At 28.9% G+C, this 16,017-nt stretch carries 18 protein-coding genes; 17 read left to right on the top strand and 1 reads right to left on the bottom strand.

What is annotated here, in order from left to right; translation table 11 throughout:
* From NSA58_RS06630 to NSA58_RS06710, 17 genes are all read left to right on the top strand, one after another.
* A partial coding sequence (locus NSA58_RS06630) for a sigma-E processing peptidase SpoIIGA (RefSeq protein WP_257560317.1) occupies positions 1-780 on the top strand: 780 nt, incomplete at its 5' end.
* Positions 781-819: 39 nt separating this feature from the next.
* The gene (sigE, locus tag NSA58_RS06635; RefSeq protein WP_052232897.1) at positions 820-1,539 is read left to right on the top strand and encodes an RNA polymerase sporulation sigma factor SigE; all 720 of its coding nucleotides are present in this window, start codon (positions 820-822) and stop codon (positions 1,537-1,539) included.
* A gap of 87 nt (positions 1,540-1,626) precedes the next feature.
* A complete protein-coding gene (gene sigG, locus NSA58_RS06640; RefSeq protein WP_039678871.1) occupies positions 1,627-2,400 on the top strand; it encodes an RNA polymerase sporulation sigma factor SigG in 774 nt (257 codons plus the stop codon).
* A 115-nt stretch (positions 2,401-2,515) separates the two neighbouring features.
* Positions 2,516-2,785 carry a YlmC/YmxH family sporulation protein gene (locus NSA58_RS06645; protein ID WP_039678872.1) on the top strand — a complete coding sequence of 90 codons (270 nt, stop codon included), beginning with the start codon at positions 2,516-2,518 and terminating at the stop codon, positions 2,783-2,785.
* A 25-nt stretch (positions 2,786-2,810) separates the two neighbouring features.
* Positions 2,811-3,269 carry a transcriptional regulator NrdR gene (gene nrdR / locus NSA58_RS06650; RefSeq protein ID WP_039678873.1) on the top strand — a complete coding sequence of 153 codons (459 nt, stop codon included), beginning with the start codon at positions 2,811-2,813 and terminating at the stop codon, positions 3,267-3,269.
* A 1-nt stretch (position 3,270) separates the two neighbouring features.
* Complete coding sequence (pgeF, locus tag NSA58_RS06655) at positions 3,271-3,981, top strand: peptidoglycan editing factor PgeF (protein ID WP_039678874.1); 711 nt, start codon at positions 3,271-3,273, stop codon at positions 3,979-3,981.
* A 12-nt stretch (positions 3,982-3,993) separates the two neighbouring features.
* Complete coding sequence (locus NSA58_RS06660; RefSeq protein WP_039678875.1) at positions 3,994-4,683, top strand: winged helix-turn-helix domain-containing protein; 690 nt, start codon at positions 3,994-3,996, stop codon at positions 4,681-4,683.
* A gap of 16 nt (positions 4,684-4,699) precedes the next feature.
* The gene (locus NSA58_RS06665) at positions 4,700-5,989 is read left to right on the top strand and encodes an ATP-binding protein (protein ID WP_074079170.1); all 1,290 of its coding nucleotides are present in this window, start codon (positions 4,700-4,702) and stop codon (positions 5,987-5,989) included.
* Positions 5,990-6,095: 106 nt separating this feature from the next.
* On the top strand, positions 6,096-7,034 hold the full coding sequence (locus tag NSA58_RS06670; protein WP_039678877.1) for a YIEGIA domain-containing protein: 939 nt from the start codon (positions 6,096-6,098) through the stop codon (positions 7,032-7,034).
* A 26-nt stretch (positions 7,035-7,060) separates the two neighbouring features.
* On the top strand, positions 7,061-7,993 hold the full coding sequence (locus NSA58_RS06675; protein ID WP_074079171.1) for a YIEGIA domain-containing protein: 933 nt from the start codon (positions 7,061-7,063) through the stop codon (positions 7,991-7,993).
* A complete protein-coding gene (locus NSA58_RS06680) occupies positions 7,994-8,194 on the top strand; it encodes a capping complex subunit for YIEGIA (protein ID WP_052232892.1) in 201 nt (66 codons plus the stop codon).
* A 148-nt stretch (positions 8,195-8,342) separates the two neighbouring features.
* A complete protein-coding gene (locus NSA58_RS06685) occupies positions 8,343-9,674 on the top strand; it encodes a DUF512 domain-containing protein (protein WP_074079172.1) in 1,332 nt (443 codons plus the stop codon).
* Positions 9,675-9,688: 14 nt separating this feature from the next.
* Positions 9,689-11,014 (top strand): ribosome biogenesis GTPase Der, encoded by a 1,326-nt coding sequence (gene der, locus NSA58_RS06690; RefSeq protein WP_039678880.1) that lies wholly within the window; start codon positions 9,689-9,691, stop codon positions 11,012-11,014.
* 18 nt (positions 11,015-11,032) lie between these two features.
* Entirely contained in the window at positions 11,033-11,644 is a 612-nt protein-coding gene (gene plsY / locus NSA58_RS06695; protein ID WP_039678881.1) for a glycerol-3-phosphate 1-O-acyltransferase PlsY, read from the top strand.
* 25 nt (positions 11,645-11,669) lie between these two features.
* Complete coding sequence (locus NSA58_RS06700; RefSeq protein ID WP_039678882.1) at positions 11,670-12,692, top strand: NAD(P)H-dependent glycerol-3-phosphate dehydrogenase; 1,023 nt, start codon at positions 11,670-11,672, stop codon at positions 12,690-12,692.
* A 92-nt stretch (positions 12,693-12,784) separates the two neighbouring features.
* Positions 12,785-14,260, top strand: a complete 1,476-nt coding sequence (spoIVA, locus tag NSA58_RS06705) for a stage IV sporulation protein A (protein ID WP_039678928.1) — start codon at positions 12,785-12,787, stop codon at positions 14,258-14,260.
* Between the two features lie 167 nt (positions 14,261-14,427).
* Complete coding sequence (locus NSA58_RS06710; RefSeq protein ID WP_074429860.1) at positions 14,428-14,961, top strand: flavodoxin domain-containing protein; 534 nt, start codon at positions 14,428-14,430, stop codon at positions 14,959-14,961.
* A 41-nt stretch (positions 14,962-15,002) separates the two neighbouring features.
* On the opposite strand, the gene NSA58_RS06715 is transcribed toward NSA58_RS06710, so the two are convergent.
* Positions 15,003-15,902: a cation diffusion facilitator family transporter gene (locus NSA58_RS06715; RefSeq protein WP_074078769.1), complete on the bottom strand. Its 900-nt coding sequence runs from the start codon at positions 15,900-15,902 to the stop codon at positions 15,003-15,005.
* Between the last annotated feature and the right edge of the window lie 115 nt (positions 15,903-16,017).

The raw sequence follows: 16,017 nt of genomic DNA on the forward strand, positions 1-16,017 counted from the left end.
ATTATAAGTTGTACTTCTATACTTACAAAAAATGTAAATTCTTATAAAAAAAAAATAATAGGAGCAGTAGTTGGAACTATTTATTCTGTTGTTTATTTATTTCCAAAGTTTTATTTATTATATACATTACCCTCAAAAATAATATTTATTGTAATTATAGGACTAATATCATTTGTTTCCACAGATAAAAATGAATTTATAAGAATACTTACAATATTTTTTTTGGTAAACTTTTTTATCTGTGGAGGTACATATTTTATAATTTATTTTACAGGTATAGAACACATAAAAATTTCTTTTGTAATAATTTCCGTATATATTAGTTGTCTTATACTAAAAAAAATATATTCGGATATTACATTAATAAGTCATATTAAAGAATTTACCAAGGAAATTACAATATCATTTCTTGGAGAAGATCTTAAGTGTATAGCACTATTAGATAGTGGTAACTTGCTAAAAGATCCTTTAAGTAAAAGTGATGTAGTTATGATAAATTCTTCTTTGTTAAACAAATATTTGCCTGAAAATTATAGTTATGAATATGTTGATGTACTTTTGGCAGAAGAAATCATCAACAGCTTAAGTGAAGATATATCATCCAGGGTAAGGCTGATCCCTTATAACCACGCGACTAGTAATAAAACTAGTATGATACTGGGATTTAAAGCCGACTATTTACAAATTGATAATAAAAAGATAGGAAATATTGTACTTGGCATATCTAATTTTAAAGACGACAATTATAATGCTATATTAAATCCGAGTATACTTTCTTAGGTCTTAAAATGGGGAGGGTTATAATTGAAATTAACATTAATGAAAATGAAGTGGAAAATAAACTCTTGGCTAGTAAATATAGGTTCTAAATTAGGTATAATTAAACCTAATGGTATGTATTACATGGGCGGTGTAAATATATTGCCTCCACCTCTAAAACCAGATGAGGAAAGGTTATTAATAGACAGGCTTGAAAAAGATGAGAGTGTAAAAACTATATTAATCGAAAGAAACCTTCGACTAGTAGTATATATATCTAGAAAATTTGAAAATACAGGTATAGATGTCGAAGATTTAATATCAATAGGAACAATTGGTCTTATAAAAGCTGTTAATACATTTAAATCAAATAAAAATATTAAATTAGCAACGTATGCATCTAGATGTATAGAAAATGAAATATTAATGTATCTTAGAAAAAATAATAAGAAAAAGGCAGAAGTATCATTTGATGAGCCATTAAATACTGATTTAGATGGTAATGAATTATTACTATCTGATGTGCTTGGAACAGAGAATGATGAAATATATAAAATTATTGAAGAGGAAATAGATAAGAATTTGCTTTTTATGGCATTAGATAAATTATCTGATAGAGAAAAGCAAATTATGGAATTAAGATTTGGCCTAACAACGAGAGGAAATGAAAAAACTCAAAAAGAAGTAGCTAACATCCTTGGTATATCTCAATCCTATATTTCTAGACTTGAAAAGAAAATAATTAGCAGGTTAAAAAAGGAAATGAAAAAATTTGTATAAGTTAAATAAAATCTCGATAAAAGTATAAAAATATATGATATGTAAATAATTTCATATAAAGAATCTTTTAAGAGAGGACTGAAACTTATGCAAATTAATAAGGTTGAAATCTGTGGTGTGAACACATCAGAACTGCCAGTTCTTAAAAATGCTCAAATGATGGACCTTCTAGTTAAAATAAAGGCAGGAGATGAAGACGCTAGACAGCAGTTTGTTAGGGGAAATTTAAGACTAGTTCTAAGTATTATTCAAAAGTTTAACAATAGAGGAGAAAATATTGACGACTTATTTCAAATTGGTTGTATTGGTCTTATAAAAGCTATAGATAATTTTGATTTAAGTCAAAATGTTAGGTTTTCAACTTATGCGGTTCCAATGATAATAGGTGAAATAAGAAGATATTTAAGAGATAATAATCCTATTAGGGTTAGTAGATCCCTAAAAGATATTGCTTATAAAGCTCTCCAAGTGAGAGAAAAATTAATCAGAAGCAATTCAAAGGAACCAACAGTTTCAGAAATAGCAAAGGAGTTAGAGCTGGATGTGGAATCTGTTGTTATGGCTTTAGATGCCATACAAGATCCTATATCATTGTTTGATCCAGTATATCAGGATAATGGGGATGCCATATTTGTAATGGATCAAGTTCAAGACAAAAAAGATACTGATGAGCACTGGCTTCAAGAAATAGCATTGAAAGAAGCAATAAAAAAACTTAATAACAGAGAAAAACTTGTATTAGACTTGAGGTTTTATAAAGGCCGTACTCAAATCGAAGTGGCAGATGAAATAGGAATATCCCAAGCACAAGTTTCACGAATTGAAAAAAATGCTTTAAAAAACATGAGAAAGTACATTTAATTATAATTAAATATGAAGAATAAATCCTTAGTACAAGAATACTAAGGATTTTTTTGCATAGAAATATTAAAAGAGAAATATATTTTTTTTGTATTTTTAAGGAGGATGTTATAATATGATAAGAGTATCTGATATAATGGATAAAGAAATTATCAATGTGAAAAATGGAAAGAAGATGGGTTTTATTACAGACATAGACATAGATGTTAATGAAGGTAAAGTTGTATCTTTTTCAACTACAGGAGAAGGAAGTGGAGGATTCTTTTCTAGAGGTATGGATGTGGATGTAATATTTTGGAATGATATATTAAAAATAGGATGTGACACAATAATAGTAAATATAGGCTCAGAAAGAAAAGTAGACATTGATGAAATAAAAATTTAAGCTAACTTAACTAAGGAGGAAAATTATGCAATGTCCTTATTGTAACTATAAGGAGTCTAAAGTTGTAGACTCAAGACATACAGACAGTAATTCTATTAGAAGAAGAAGAGAGTGTGAATCTTGTAAAAAAAGATACACAACTTACGAAACTATTGAAACAACACCTGTTATGGTGGTAAAAAAAGATAATACAAGAGAATATTTTGATAGGGAAAAAATAAAAAATGGTCTAATAAAATCTTGTGAAAAGAGACCAGTTTCAATTGATCAAATTGAAGGAGTAGTATCTTTTATAGAGAATGAAATAAATAAGAACTATATGACTGAAGTGGAAACAAAAATAATCGGTGAAATGATTATGGACAAACTAAAAGATATAGATGAAGTATCTTACGTTAGATTTGCATCTGTATATAGGCAATTTAAAGATATAAATACCTTTGTTAATGAATTAAAAACAATATTAATGGAAAAGGATGAATAAAATGGAGAATTATATAACAATAGATAAGATACAAAAAGAATTAGACTTTGTTAATTTAGTTATAACAACAACTAATATAGATGCCAAAAATGAAGAAGACCTATTTAAAACATTTAAACAAGAAGAATTTAATTTAATAAATTTAACAAGAAATTCTCAAATTCACTCTAGTATTGTTAATAAAATTGATGAAAATAATATAGGGCAAAGGATAGAGGGAGACGCTTTAATTACTGATATTCCTCAAGTTCCATTGTTGATATTAACAGCAGATTGTGTTCCTGTCGTTATTATTGACAAAGTAAATAAAGCTATAGGAGTAGCTCATGCAGGTTGGAGAGGGACTTATGATAAGATAAGTAAAAAAACCATAGAAGAAATGATAAAAAATTATAACTCTAACCCAGAAGACTTAGTTTGTGTAATAGGTCCATCAATAGGACCTTGTTGTTATGAAGTTTCAAAAGACTTAGTTGAAAAATTTAACATAAATTTAGCAAATCATGCAGGAAAATTCGATATAATAAAAGATAATAAATACTATTTGGATTTATGGAAAATTAACGAACTTACGTTAAAGGATTGTAAAGTTAAAGAAGAAAATATAATAAATCTTCAAATATGTACTAATTGTAATCATGATAAGTTCTATTCTTATAGAAAGCATAACAAAACACCAAAGAGGATAGGAACTATGATTCAAATTAGATAGGGAGGAATAATAATGAGTAGCAAGATTCTTGTAATTGATGATGAAGAGCATATAGTAGAACTATTGCAATTTAATTTAGAGACTTCTGATTATATTGTAGACTATTCTTATGATGGCTTTGATGGTTTTTTAAAAGCAAAAGAGAATAAACCAGATTTAATACTACTTGATTGGATGTTACCAAATATAAGTGGTATAGATGTATTAAAAAAATTAAGAGGGGATAAAGATCTTAAAAATATACCTGTTATTATGCTTACGGCTAAAAATATGGAAAGTGATAAAGTTGAAGGTTTAGTAGGTGGTGCAGATGACTATATAACAAAACCTTTTAGTATAAAAGAATTACTAGCTAGAATAAGTTCTGTATTAAGAAGATACAATATGAACTCGCCAAGAGAAGAAGAAGTATTAACAGTAAAAGATATAAAACTAGACTTGATAAAACATGAAGTTACTAAAAATGGGGAAAAACTAGATTTAACTTTAAAAGAATTTGATTTATTGAAAATACTACTTCAAAATAAAGGTAAGGTTTTATCTAGGAACTTTTTATTAGATAAGATCTGGGGTTATGAATTTTATGGAGAAACTAGAACTGTAGATGTTCATATTAGATATTTAAGAAAGAAAATAGAAAGCTCAGATAGTAATGAAAAATATATCGAAACTATTAGAGGTATAGGGTATAAAATAGAGTAAGAAATGGAGAAAAAATATGGATGTGGAACCTATTAGCAGTTTTTACTTTTTTGTTATGCTATTAGCTTGTAGTGTGGCAATACTTTTATATAGATATACTATAACTATAAGAAGATTTTTAAAAAGTTTTATCAAAATATCAAAAAAAGTAAGTGATAAAGAATTTCATTCAAGATTACAAACTTCTGCCAGAGGAGAACTTGGTGAACTTACTAGAAATTTTAATTTTATGATGGAAACTATGGAAAATACAATTGAAGAGGTACAGTATAAGCATCTTCAACTTACTTCAGTACTTAAGAGTATTTCTCATGGAATTATAGTTATTGATATTGATGGAAATATTATCTTAATTAATGATGAAGCTCGTAAAATGATAAAAAGTAAATGTAATGGAAAAGAAGAAGGAAAAAATTTTAAACAAGTTATAGATGTAGATGATATTTTAAATGGTATAGAACGATATATTGGAAGCAAAGAAAATCAAACTAATAATATAACTTTAGATGATGAAATTGTTTATAGAATAAAAATTGATCCTGTATATCTACAAAACTCTAAAAATGCCATTATAGGTTCTATAATTAATATTGAAGATATAACAGAAATTGTAAAATTAGAAAATATGCGTAGAGATTTTGTGGCAAATGTTAGTCACGAATTAAAAACACCTTTGACATCAATAAACGGATTTGTAGAAACCTTAATGATGAATGAAGACTTGCCAGTAGATAAAAGAAATAGGTTTTTAGCTATAATCCAAAAAGAATCAGATAGACTAAAAAGATTGATTGAAGATATACTTTTACTATCCTCAATAGAAAGTAAAAATAATCTAGTGACAGAAAATATACTACTTTATGATGTGTTTAAAGAAGTATATGAGATGATAAATTACATAGCTAATTCCAAAAAAATTGATTTATCATATGATTTTGAAGATAAAGAAATAGTAGTCCAGGCCTATAGTGACTATGTTAAACAGTTATTACTTAATTTAATAGATAATGCTATTAAATATACACCAGAAGGCGGGAAAGTAACTGTAAAACAATTTTCAATAAATAATGAAATAGTAATAGAAGTTATAGACAATGGGGTAGGAATCCCAAAAGAAGACCAAAGTAAAATATTCCAAAGATTTTATAGAGTAGATAAGGCTAGAAGTAGATCTGTAGGAGGTACAGGTTTAGGTCTTGCCATAACAAAACATATTGTTCACTCTTTAAAGGGGAGCATCAGCGTAGAAAGCGAACTTGGAGAGGGGAGCAAATTTATAATAAGATTACCAAAAAAAATTTCCTAGATTATTAGGGAATTTTTTTTTATTTTTGCACAAACTAAAATTATAAAAATTTAAATGTTTTTGTTGATTGTTGTAAAGTATGAAATTTTTAGGAGGATTCAATTAAATGAAAGATAGTTTAATAAATGACGCTCTGTTTAGACACGCTTTTCTTACAGCTATGATAATCGGTGTTCTATGCAGATTTTTTCTACTAAGAGTTAAAGATAAGCAATATCCATCAAGACCGCAGGATTATTTAGAACAAATAATAGTGGCAGGCCTTGCAGCATCGCTAGGAGCAATTGCTTTACCAGCCCTAATAGATAAAGAATTTTCTGCGTTGACGTTTTTAGCTGTTGGTATTCAACAATTTCAGGGTTTATCTAATCAAGAAAAAATAACTCTAGAAAATATTGATTATGAAGATATGGTTGAAAAAGGAGCACCATATATAGATAATATTTCAAGTACATATGAGGTAAGAAGTTACGTAAGTTTATTTTCTGCGTTAGTTGCATCAATAGTATATATATATGTTGCAAGGAAATATGGTGCACACATGTTAGTGTGCACGATTTTAGCGGCTATTGGAGGATGCATTGTAGGAATGATTTTTGTAAGAATTTTGAGAAGAAGTAGTATAAAAGATATTGCTGATATTTATTCAGCTGAGATATCTTTTGATGGACCAATATTAAAAGTTAATGGTGTTTATATGGAAAATATAGGTTTGAAAGAGACTAGGAAAAAATATTTAGAAAAGGCTATAGCTATAGAAATAGTACCTAAAGATTTTAGTGCATTTGGAACTTTATGTGATATAGGTCAACAACAAGCAATAATGAATACTATCTATGTGCACTTAGGTGTAGATAATGATGTGGATGAAAAAGATGTATTTCCTATTGCTAGGATGGACTTTAATAAGAAGTCTGTTCTCATTATAATGGTGCCCTTGTATAAAAACGAAATTATTTTTATGCAAGCAGCTGGTAGTGCACCTATTTTAGATACATCAAAGAGAAAATTAAGTGCATATATGAAAAAAGGTTTTGATATGTAAGGAAAATGGTTAAAAGAGGTGGTAAAATGGATAAAATATTTTTTATAGGGATTATAATTGGGGTATTATCTAGAATAATAATGTTAAACTTAGATGAAAAACAATATCCTGCACAACCTAATGTACTTGTTTCTCAAATAGTTCTTGCTTTTGTAGCATCTTCTTTAGGCGCATTACTTGTACCTGCATTACTAGAGAGGTCCTATACATCTATTACCTTTTTGTCATTGGCAGCTGAGCAATTTAGACAAGTTAGAAATAATAGAAGAGATACATTGCAATCTTTAGAAAGTACTCAGTTAGTATCAAGAGGAAATTCATTTATAGAAGATATTGCAAGAACCTATGAAATAAGAAATTATATGTGTATTGTAACATCATTTCTTACAGTAGCATTATATCATGCACTTAATAGCGAATTTAAAGTAAAGGATCCAACGGCGTTAATAGTTAGTTCGTTATTTGGTCTTATTTTGGCTTACGTACTAAGAAGAAGCATATCTAGACAATGTATTGGAGATATTGCTGAAATATCAATTGTAGATGTGAGTTTTGTTGATACAAGCATATTAAAAGTAGGTGATTTTCAAGGGTTAACTAATGTGGCCTTAAAAGAAGATAGAGAAAAATATCTAAAATATGCTGTAGGGATAAAAATAATGCCAAGAGATAATAGCTATAAAAATGCTTCAATAATTGCTTATGTAGGCCAAAGGCAAGCTATTTGTTACAATCTTTACTCCAGACTTGGAATACTAAAACAAATTGTAGAACCGGCTTTTACACCTTTACCAAGGAAAAATCCTAAAAATCAATGTTTATACTTAGCATTTTTCCCAATTGAAAAGGATGAGAGAAAAATAATTGAAGCAGTGAAGTCATGTCCTATACTTGATAGTGCTAGAGGAAAAAATATAGCTTTAAATAATATGAAAATTGAAGGAAAGGAGATCGTATAAATGAGTGATAATATTGAAATAAATTCAGCTACATTGGCGGTTATAACTACAGATAAGAATATGAATACAATAGGGGGATGTCCTATTTTTTATGCTAATAATGATGATGAATTACAAAAACGCGCAATGTTATTTGCAAAGTGTGTAAATGGAATGGTTCATCAAATAACAGATGAAGTACTTATAGTAGTAAGGCATTAAGGTACCTGAAAGAGGTACCTTTTGTTGATTAATATAGCGTAGATGTAGATATAAGTTGACTAATTTTTTTAAATCATGTATGATTAAATGATGTATTTACATCTAAAATTAGATAATACATTTATGTGGAAAAGTGGTGATATGCAAAATGGAAGTAAACGTAAAAAATATTAATAATATAATAAGTAAAGTTTATAAAAATAGTATTGCAGATGAAATGGGTATTGAGGTTGGCGATATACTCTTATCTGTGAATAAAGAACGAGTTGAAGATATAATTCAATATAGATTTTTAATAAGTGAAGAATATATTGAACTGGAAATTCAAAAACAAAAAAATGGAAAAATATATTTATACGAAATTGAAAAAGATTATGATGAAGAGCTAGGTATAGAATTTACTAATCCTATCATAGATAAAGCAAAAAGTTGTAGAAATAAATGTGTATTCTGCTTTATAGATCAGTTACCTACAGGCATGAGGGATACTCTTTATTTTAAAGATGATGATTCAAGACTATCTTTCTTACAAGGAAACTTTGTTACATTAACTAATATGAGTGAGGATGATATTAATAATATAATAAGATATAGAATTAGTCCTATAAATATTTCTGTACATACTACAAATCCTGAATTAAGAAGAAAAATGATAAATAATAAATTTGCAGGAAAGTTAATTGATACAATGAGAAGATTAGCTGATGCAGGTATAGAAATGAATGCTCAAATTGTATTATGTCCAGGATATAATGATAAAGAAGAGTTAGAAAGAACCTTGGAAGATTTAGCGAGTTTACGCCCTTATGTTAAAAGCGCAGCCATTGTTCCTGTAGGAATTACAAGATATAGAGATAATCTTGCTAGACTGGAAACTTTTGACGAGAAAAGTTCAGGAGAAACTATTGATCAAGTTCATAAATTACAAGAAAAATATCTTAAAGAGCTTAATACTAGATTTGCATTTTTATCAGATGAGTTTTATATTCTTGCAAAAAGGCCATTATTAAAATATGATGAATATGAAGGATTTGACCAATTTGAAGATGGTGTTGGAATGATAACAAAAATGGGAACAGAGATTGTACAATACCTAGATACAATAAATGATGATAGATTAAATAAAACCAAAAAAGTATCAATTGCAACAGGAAAATCTGCTTATGAATTTATGTGTCATATGGCTAATAGAATAATGGAAAAATTTAAAAATATAGAAATTAATGTATATAGAATTAAAAATAATTTCTTTGGTGAAACGATAACTGTTAGTGGACTTTTAACTGCTACTGATTTAATTGACCAATTGAAAAATGAAGATTTAGGAGAAACTCTATATATAACTAGATCTATGATGAAAGCTGATGAAGAAATTTTCTTAGACAATATAACTTTAAAAGAATTAGAGGAAAAATTAAATTTAGAAGTAGTACCATGTCAAAATGAAGGTACTGATGTAGTAGACAAGATAACTAAATAGGAAGGAGAATAAATATGGATAATAGACCCATAGTTGCAGTAGTAGGTAGACCGAACGTTGGAAAATCTACACTATTCAATAAATTAGCAGGAAAGAGAATATCAATAGTAGAAGATACACCAGGAGTTACTAGAGACAGAATATTTACAGAGGTAGAGTGGTTAAATAAATACTTCACTTTAATAGACACAGGAGGAATTGAGCCTGAAAATGACGATATAATACTAACTCAAATGAGAAACCAAGCTATGCTTGCAATGGATATGGCTCATGTAATAGTATTTGTTGTTGATGGAAAGAGTGGAATAACTTCTGCAGATAGAGAAGTTGGACTAATGTTAAGAAAAACAAATAAGCCAGTTATCTTAGCAGTAAACAAAATAGATAATATGAACTTAGTAGATAACATATATGACTTCTATGAATTAGGTTTAGGAGAACCACATCCAATATCAAGTGCCAATGCAATGGGACTTGGTGACTTGTTAGACGAAATAGTAGAAAATTTCCCAGAAGGATTAAATACCGAATATAACGAAGATATAATAAGAGTTGCTATAACTGGTAAACCTAATGCAGGTAAATCTTCTATATTAAATAAAATATTAGGAGAAGATAGAGTTATAGTAAGTCCAATAGCAGGAACAACAAGAGATGCAGTCGATACATACTTTGAAAAAGGTGATCAACAATATTTATTAATAGATACTGCAGGTATAAGAAGAAAAAGTAAAGTATATGAAAGAGTTGAGAAATTCTCTGTACTTAGATCTATGAGTGCGGTATCTAGAGCGGACGTAGTTTTAATCGTTATAGATGCAACAGAAGGTGTTACAGAGCAAGATACAAAAGTTGCAGGTATTGCCCATGATGAAGGTAAGGCTTGTATATTTGTAGTAAATAAATGGGACTTAATAGAAAAAGATAATAAAACATTAGGAAATTACACTAATGAGATAAGAGATATGTTCCCATTTATGAACTATGCTCCAATATTATTCGTATCGGCAGTAACTAATCAAAGGATGGGTAAAATACTAGATACAGTGGATAAAGTGGCTGCAGAACATTCTAAGCGTGTAAGTACATCACAATTAAATGATGTAATAGGTGAAGCTGTAATGCTTAACCAACCACCGTCAGATAAAGGAAAGAGACTTAAAATATACTATGGTGCTCAAACAGGAGTTAAACCACCAAAGATTACTTTATATATAAACAGTAAAGACTTAACTCACTTCTCTTATCAAAGATACTTAGAAAATAAAATAAGAGAGAACTTTGGATTCGAAGGAACATCAATGCAATTTGAGTACAAAGAAAAGGATAGAAAAAGATAGAAATTTTAGGGGGTTAATATGTTAATTTATTTAATTATAATTATAATTGCATACCTTCTTGGAAATATATCAACTTCATATATAGTAGCAAAGCGACTTGCTGGAGTTGATATAAGAACTCAAGGTTCTGGTAACGCAGGCTCTACAAATGTACTTAGGACATTAGGTAAAAAAGCTGGGGCACTAACTTTTGTAGGAGATGTATTAAAAGGATTAATCGCAGTATTAATAGCTAGGTTAATAGCTTACGGTGTTCATATGGACCAAAGTATTTGTGCTTATATAGCTGTAGTTGCTGTTGTACTTGGTCATAATTATCCGGCATTTCTTGGATTTAAAGGTGGAAAAGGTGTTGCAACCTCTTTAGGTTCTATGTTAGGAATGAATCCTTTAGTTGCACTAATGTGTTTAGGGTTTTTTATAATAATAGTAGCCATAACTAAGTATGTTTCTTTAGGCTCTATACTAGGTATCGGTTTGTCTCCTATAATAATGCTTATAAATCACAATACTAAAGGCGTTTTAGTTACATTATTTTTAACTATATCAGTGACTATAACCCATAAAGAAAATATTAAGAGATTAATAAATGGTACTGAAAGAAAAATAGGAGAAAAAAAGAAAGATTAAATTACTATATTAGGTGGTGTTTATTATGAAGAAGATGTGTGTTATAGGTGCTGGAAGTTGGGGGAGTGCATTAGCTCTTAGCTTACATAAAAATAATCATAAAGTTTTCATGTGGACAAGAGATAATGAACAAGTTAAAGAAATAAATGATACTAGAAAAAATAGCAAGTTCTTACCAGAAATTATTTTTCCAGAAGATTTAATAGTTTCTAATGATTTAGAAGAGGTTATAAAAGATAGTAGAATTATTGTAATTGCAGTACCATCTCAGGCTGTAAGAAGTGTATGCAAACAAATTAAACCTTTTGTTAGTAGTAATCAAATCTTAGTTGATGTGGCAAAAGGATTAGAAAAAGGAACAGGACTTAGACTTTCAGATGTAGTAAAAGAAGAATTGCCTAATAATCCTTACGTAGCACTATCAGGCCCTTCTCATGCAGAAGAAGTTTCTAAATTTATGCCAACAACTTTGGTTGCTGCATGTGAAAAAATTGAATATGCTCAGGAAGTACAAGATGCTTTTATGAGTCCGTCTCTTAGAGTGTACACTAATCCTGATATAATAGGAGTAGAACTTGGAGGAGCATTAAAAAACATTATAGCATTTGGTGCAGGAATGTGTGACGGACTGGGCTATGGTGATAACACAAAGGCAGCTTTAATGACAAGAGGCATTGCGGAAATTGGAAGACTTGGCGTTGCTATGGGAGCCAATGTAAATACTTTTACAGGACTTGCTGGTATAGGAGATTTAATAGTTACTTGTACAAGTATTCATAGTAGAAATAGAAGAGCAGGTATACTTATGGGACAAGGTAAAACTCTCCAAGAAACATTAGATGAAGTTCAAATGGTAGTAGAAGGAATAACTGCCACAGAAGTAGCATATAAAGTTTCTAGGGATTTGAATATTGATATGCCTATAACTGAAGCAATATACTCAGTTTTATATCAAGGTGCTAATCCGAATGAAGCTGTATTAGAGCTTATGACTAGAACGAAAAAACATGAAATGGAAGAAGTAGTTAATAACGGCTTGTTCAAATAATAAATTTAATTAAATAAGCTATAAATATATATGTAATAAAAAATTCCCTCCTGAAATATAATTAACTAAGAAATTATATGCAGGAGGGAATTATTATGAACAATATATATGAAGACATCGCTAAAAGAACTCAAGGTGACATATATATAGGTGTTGTTGGACCTGTTAGAACAGGGAAATCAACGTTTATTAGACGATTTATGGAAACACTTGTGTTACCTAACATAGAAAATGACTTCAAAAGAGAAAGAACTAAAGATGAGATACCTCAAAGTGGTTCAGGAAAAACCATAATGACAGTTGAGCCTAAATTTGTTCCAGCTGATGGCGTTGAAATAAAGATTAAAGACACAGTATCTCTAAAAGTTAGAATGGTGGACTGCGTAGGATACATAGTTGATGGGGCTTTAGGTCATGAAGAAGACGGAAAGCAAAGACTAGTATCTACACCATGGTCAAAAGAAGCTATGACCTTTGAAAAAGCCGCAGAAATAGGTACAAAAAAGGTTATAAAAGATCATTCTACAATTGGAATTGTAATTATTACAGATGGATCTGTTACTGGAATTGATAGAAGTAACTATATAATTCCAGAAGAAAGAGTTATAAAAGAATTAAAGGCATTGAAGAAGCCATTTGCAGTAGTATTAAATACTAAATATCCAGACAGCGAAGATACAGCATTTTTAAGAAGTGATTTGGAGCAAAAATATTCAGTTCCTGTAGTACCTATAGATGTTGATCAAATGGATGAGGGAGATATAGGAGAAGTAATGGAAACAGTTTTATACGACTTCCCATTAGCTGAAATAAGAATTAATTTACCTGATTGGATAGAAGGTTTATCTAATAATCATTGGATTAAAACTAATATAATAAATACTTTAAAACAATCTATAGCATCTATTGACAAAATAAGAGATATAGATTCTGTAGTACATGGATTTAATGAGTTACCTTTCTTAGAAGATTGTGAGGTAGATGATGTAAGTCTTGGTGAAGGTGTAATAAACATTGATGTATGTACAAAACAAGAGTTATTCTATGAAATATTAGAAGAACAAAGTGGATTCAAAATTGAAGGAGATTGCCAATTACTTAATTTAATTACTAAACTATCAAAAGTTAAAGTTGAGTATGATAAGATAGAAAGTGCTCTAAGTGATGCAAAAACTTTAGGTTATGGTGTTGTAGCACCATCTCTTGATGAACTTAGTTTAGAGGAGCCAGAAATTATTAAGCAAGGAAAACAATATGGAATTAAATTAAAAGCAAATGCTCCATCACTTCATATAATTAAAGCGGATATTTCAACAGAGGTATCTCCTATAGTTGGAAATCAAAACCAAGGAGAAGAAATGATAAAATATCTACTTGAAGAGTTTGAGCAAAATCCAGCAGAAATATGGGAATCTAATATGTTTGGTAAATCATTAAATGATTTGGTAAAAGAACAATTACAAAGTAAATTATATACTATGCCAGAAGAGATAAGATGCAAGATTCAAAAAACTTTGCAAAAAATTATTAATGAAGGTAGTAGTAATATAATAACTATTTTGTTATAAGGAATATTTTAAGATTACAATTAAATATTGATATAATAAAAAAGTGAGTTTGGGTTTTACAGAAGAAGAAAAAACAGTTTAAAAATAATTAAAAATAAGTAAGAATCATCTAGTTTATATTTAAAATGCGTTGAAAACGCATTAAAATAAATAGGGGGGAAATTAAAATGAAAAATATAGTTGTTTATAAATCAAAATATGGAAGTACGGAAAAATACGCAAAATGGATAGGAGAAGAGCTAAATTGTAAGGTGTCAAAAATAGGAGATATAAATATAGATGACTTATTGAACTATGATAATATTGTTTTTGGCGGTTGGTTACATGCAGGCAGTATCAAAGGTTTCAAACAAATTTATAAAGATATTGATAAATTAAAAAATAAAAATCTTATAGTATTTTCTGTAGGTTTATCAATTATGGATGATAAAATCTTAGAAGAAGTAAATAAAAATAATTTTAAAGATACTGATAATATAAAACATTTTTATTTAAGAGGAGCATTTAATTATAAAAATCTAACTGCTCCAGATAAATTGATGATGAATATGCTTAAAATGATACTAAAAAGACAAAAAGAAGAAGAAATGGATGAAAACACAAAAGGTATGTTAGAAGCCTATACTACCCCTGTAGATTTTACAGATAAAGATAGTATTAAGCCAATAATTGATGCTATTAATATCATAAATTTACAATAGTGAAAAACTCAGCTTAAGATAATTTAAGCTGAGTTTTTCTATTAAATACAACATTTATACTCGTCACAGTTTATACAAGGCTCAACGTGGACTGTTATACCTTTTACAATTTGTAATTCTTCTAATATAGATATTTCCAATTTATTTGCAATTTCATGTCCCTCAAGTACAGTTAAGTCCTTATTTACACAAATAGTTAAATCTACATAAGCCATAGAACCATGCTTTCTAGTTCTGAGTTCTCCAATATTTAAAACACCTTCTGTAGAGTTTGCAATGGATACGATTTGTGATTCATCTTTTTCATCTATGGAATAGTCCATTAATTCATTAATTGCTTCTTTGAAAATATCTAATCCTACCTTTGCAACAAATAAACCAACAATTACTGTTGCAATAGGATCTAAGGCCTTAAATCCAAGTAGTGAACCACCTATACCAATAAATGCAGCTACAGAAGATAGAGCGTCTGATCTATGGTGCCATGCATCTGCTTTTAGTGATGGAGAGTTTATTTTTTTAGCAACTTTTATAGTTATTCTGTATTGATATTCTTTAATTCCTATGGAAATTACAGAAATAATCAGTGGTAAAAATGTAGGAACTTGAACATTTTCTAAGTGAAGTAGTGAATTTACTCCGTTAAAACTTATTGTTAAAGCAACATAGATAAGTAACATTGATAATAAGAATGATACCAAAGTTTCTGCTTTTTCATGTCCGTAATTATGTTCTTTATCATGCGGTGTTCTTGCAATTTTATTGCCTATTAAAACTCCTAAAGAACTTATTATATCTGAGGCGGAGTGAAGACCATCTGCAATCATAGCGTTTGATTTTCCAACTACACCCCCTAAGATTTTTATTAATGTTAAAATAATATTCCACATTATAGATATTAATGTGACTTTTGTTGCTTCTTCGTATCTATTGTTATTCATATAAATACCTCTCATTTAAATTTCTATTCTCATTTAATAATATTATATTAATGGCAAAGTGTGATTATGTCAAGAGAAAATTATCAAAGTGTATTCTCAATTGATAATAGATCGG

It is taken from the genome of Terrisporobacter muris (assembly GCF_024621905.1).
GTDB lineage: Bacteria > Bacillota > Clostridia > Peptostreptococcales > Peptostreptococcaceae > Terrisporobacter > Terrisporobacter muris.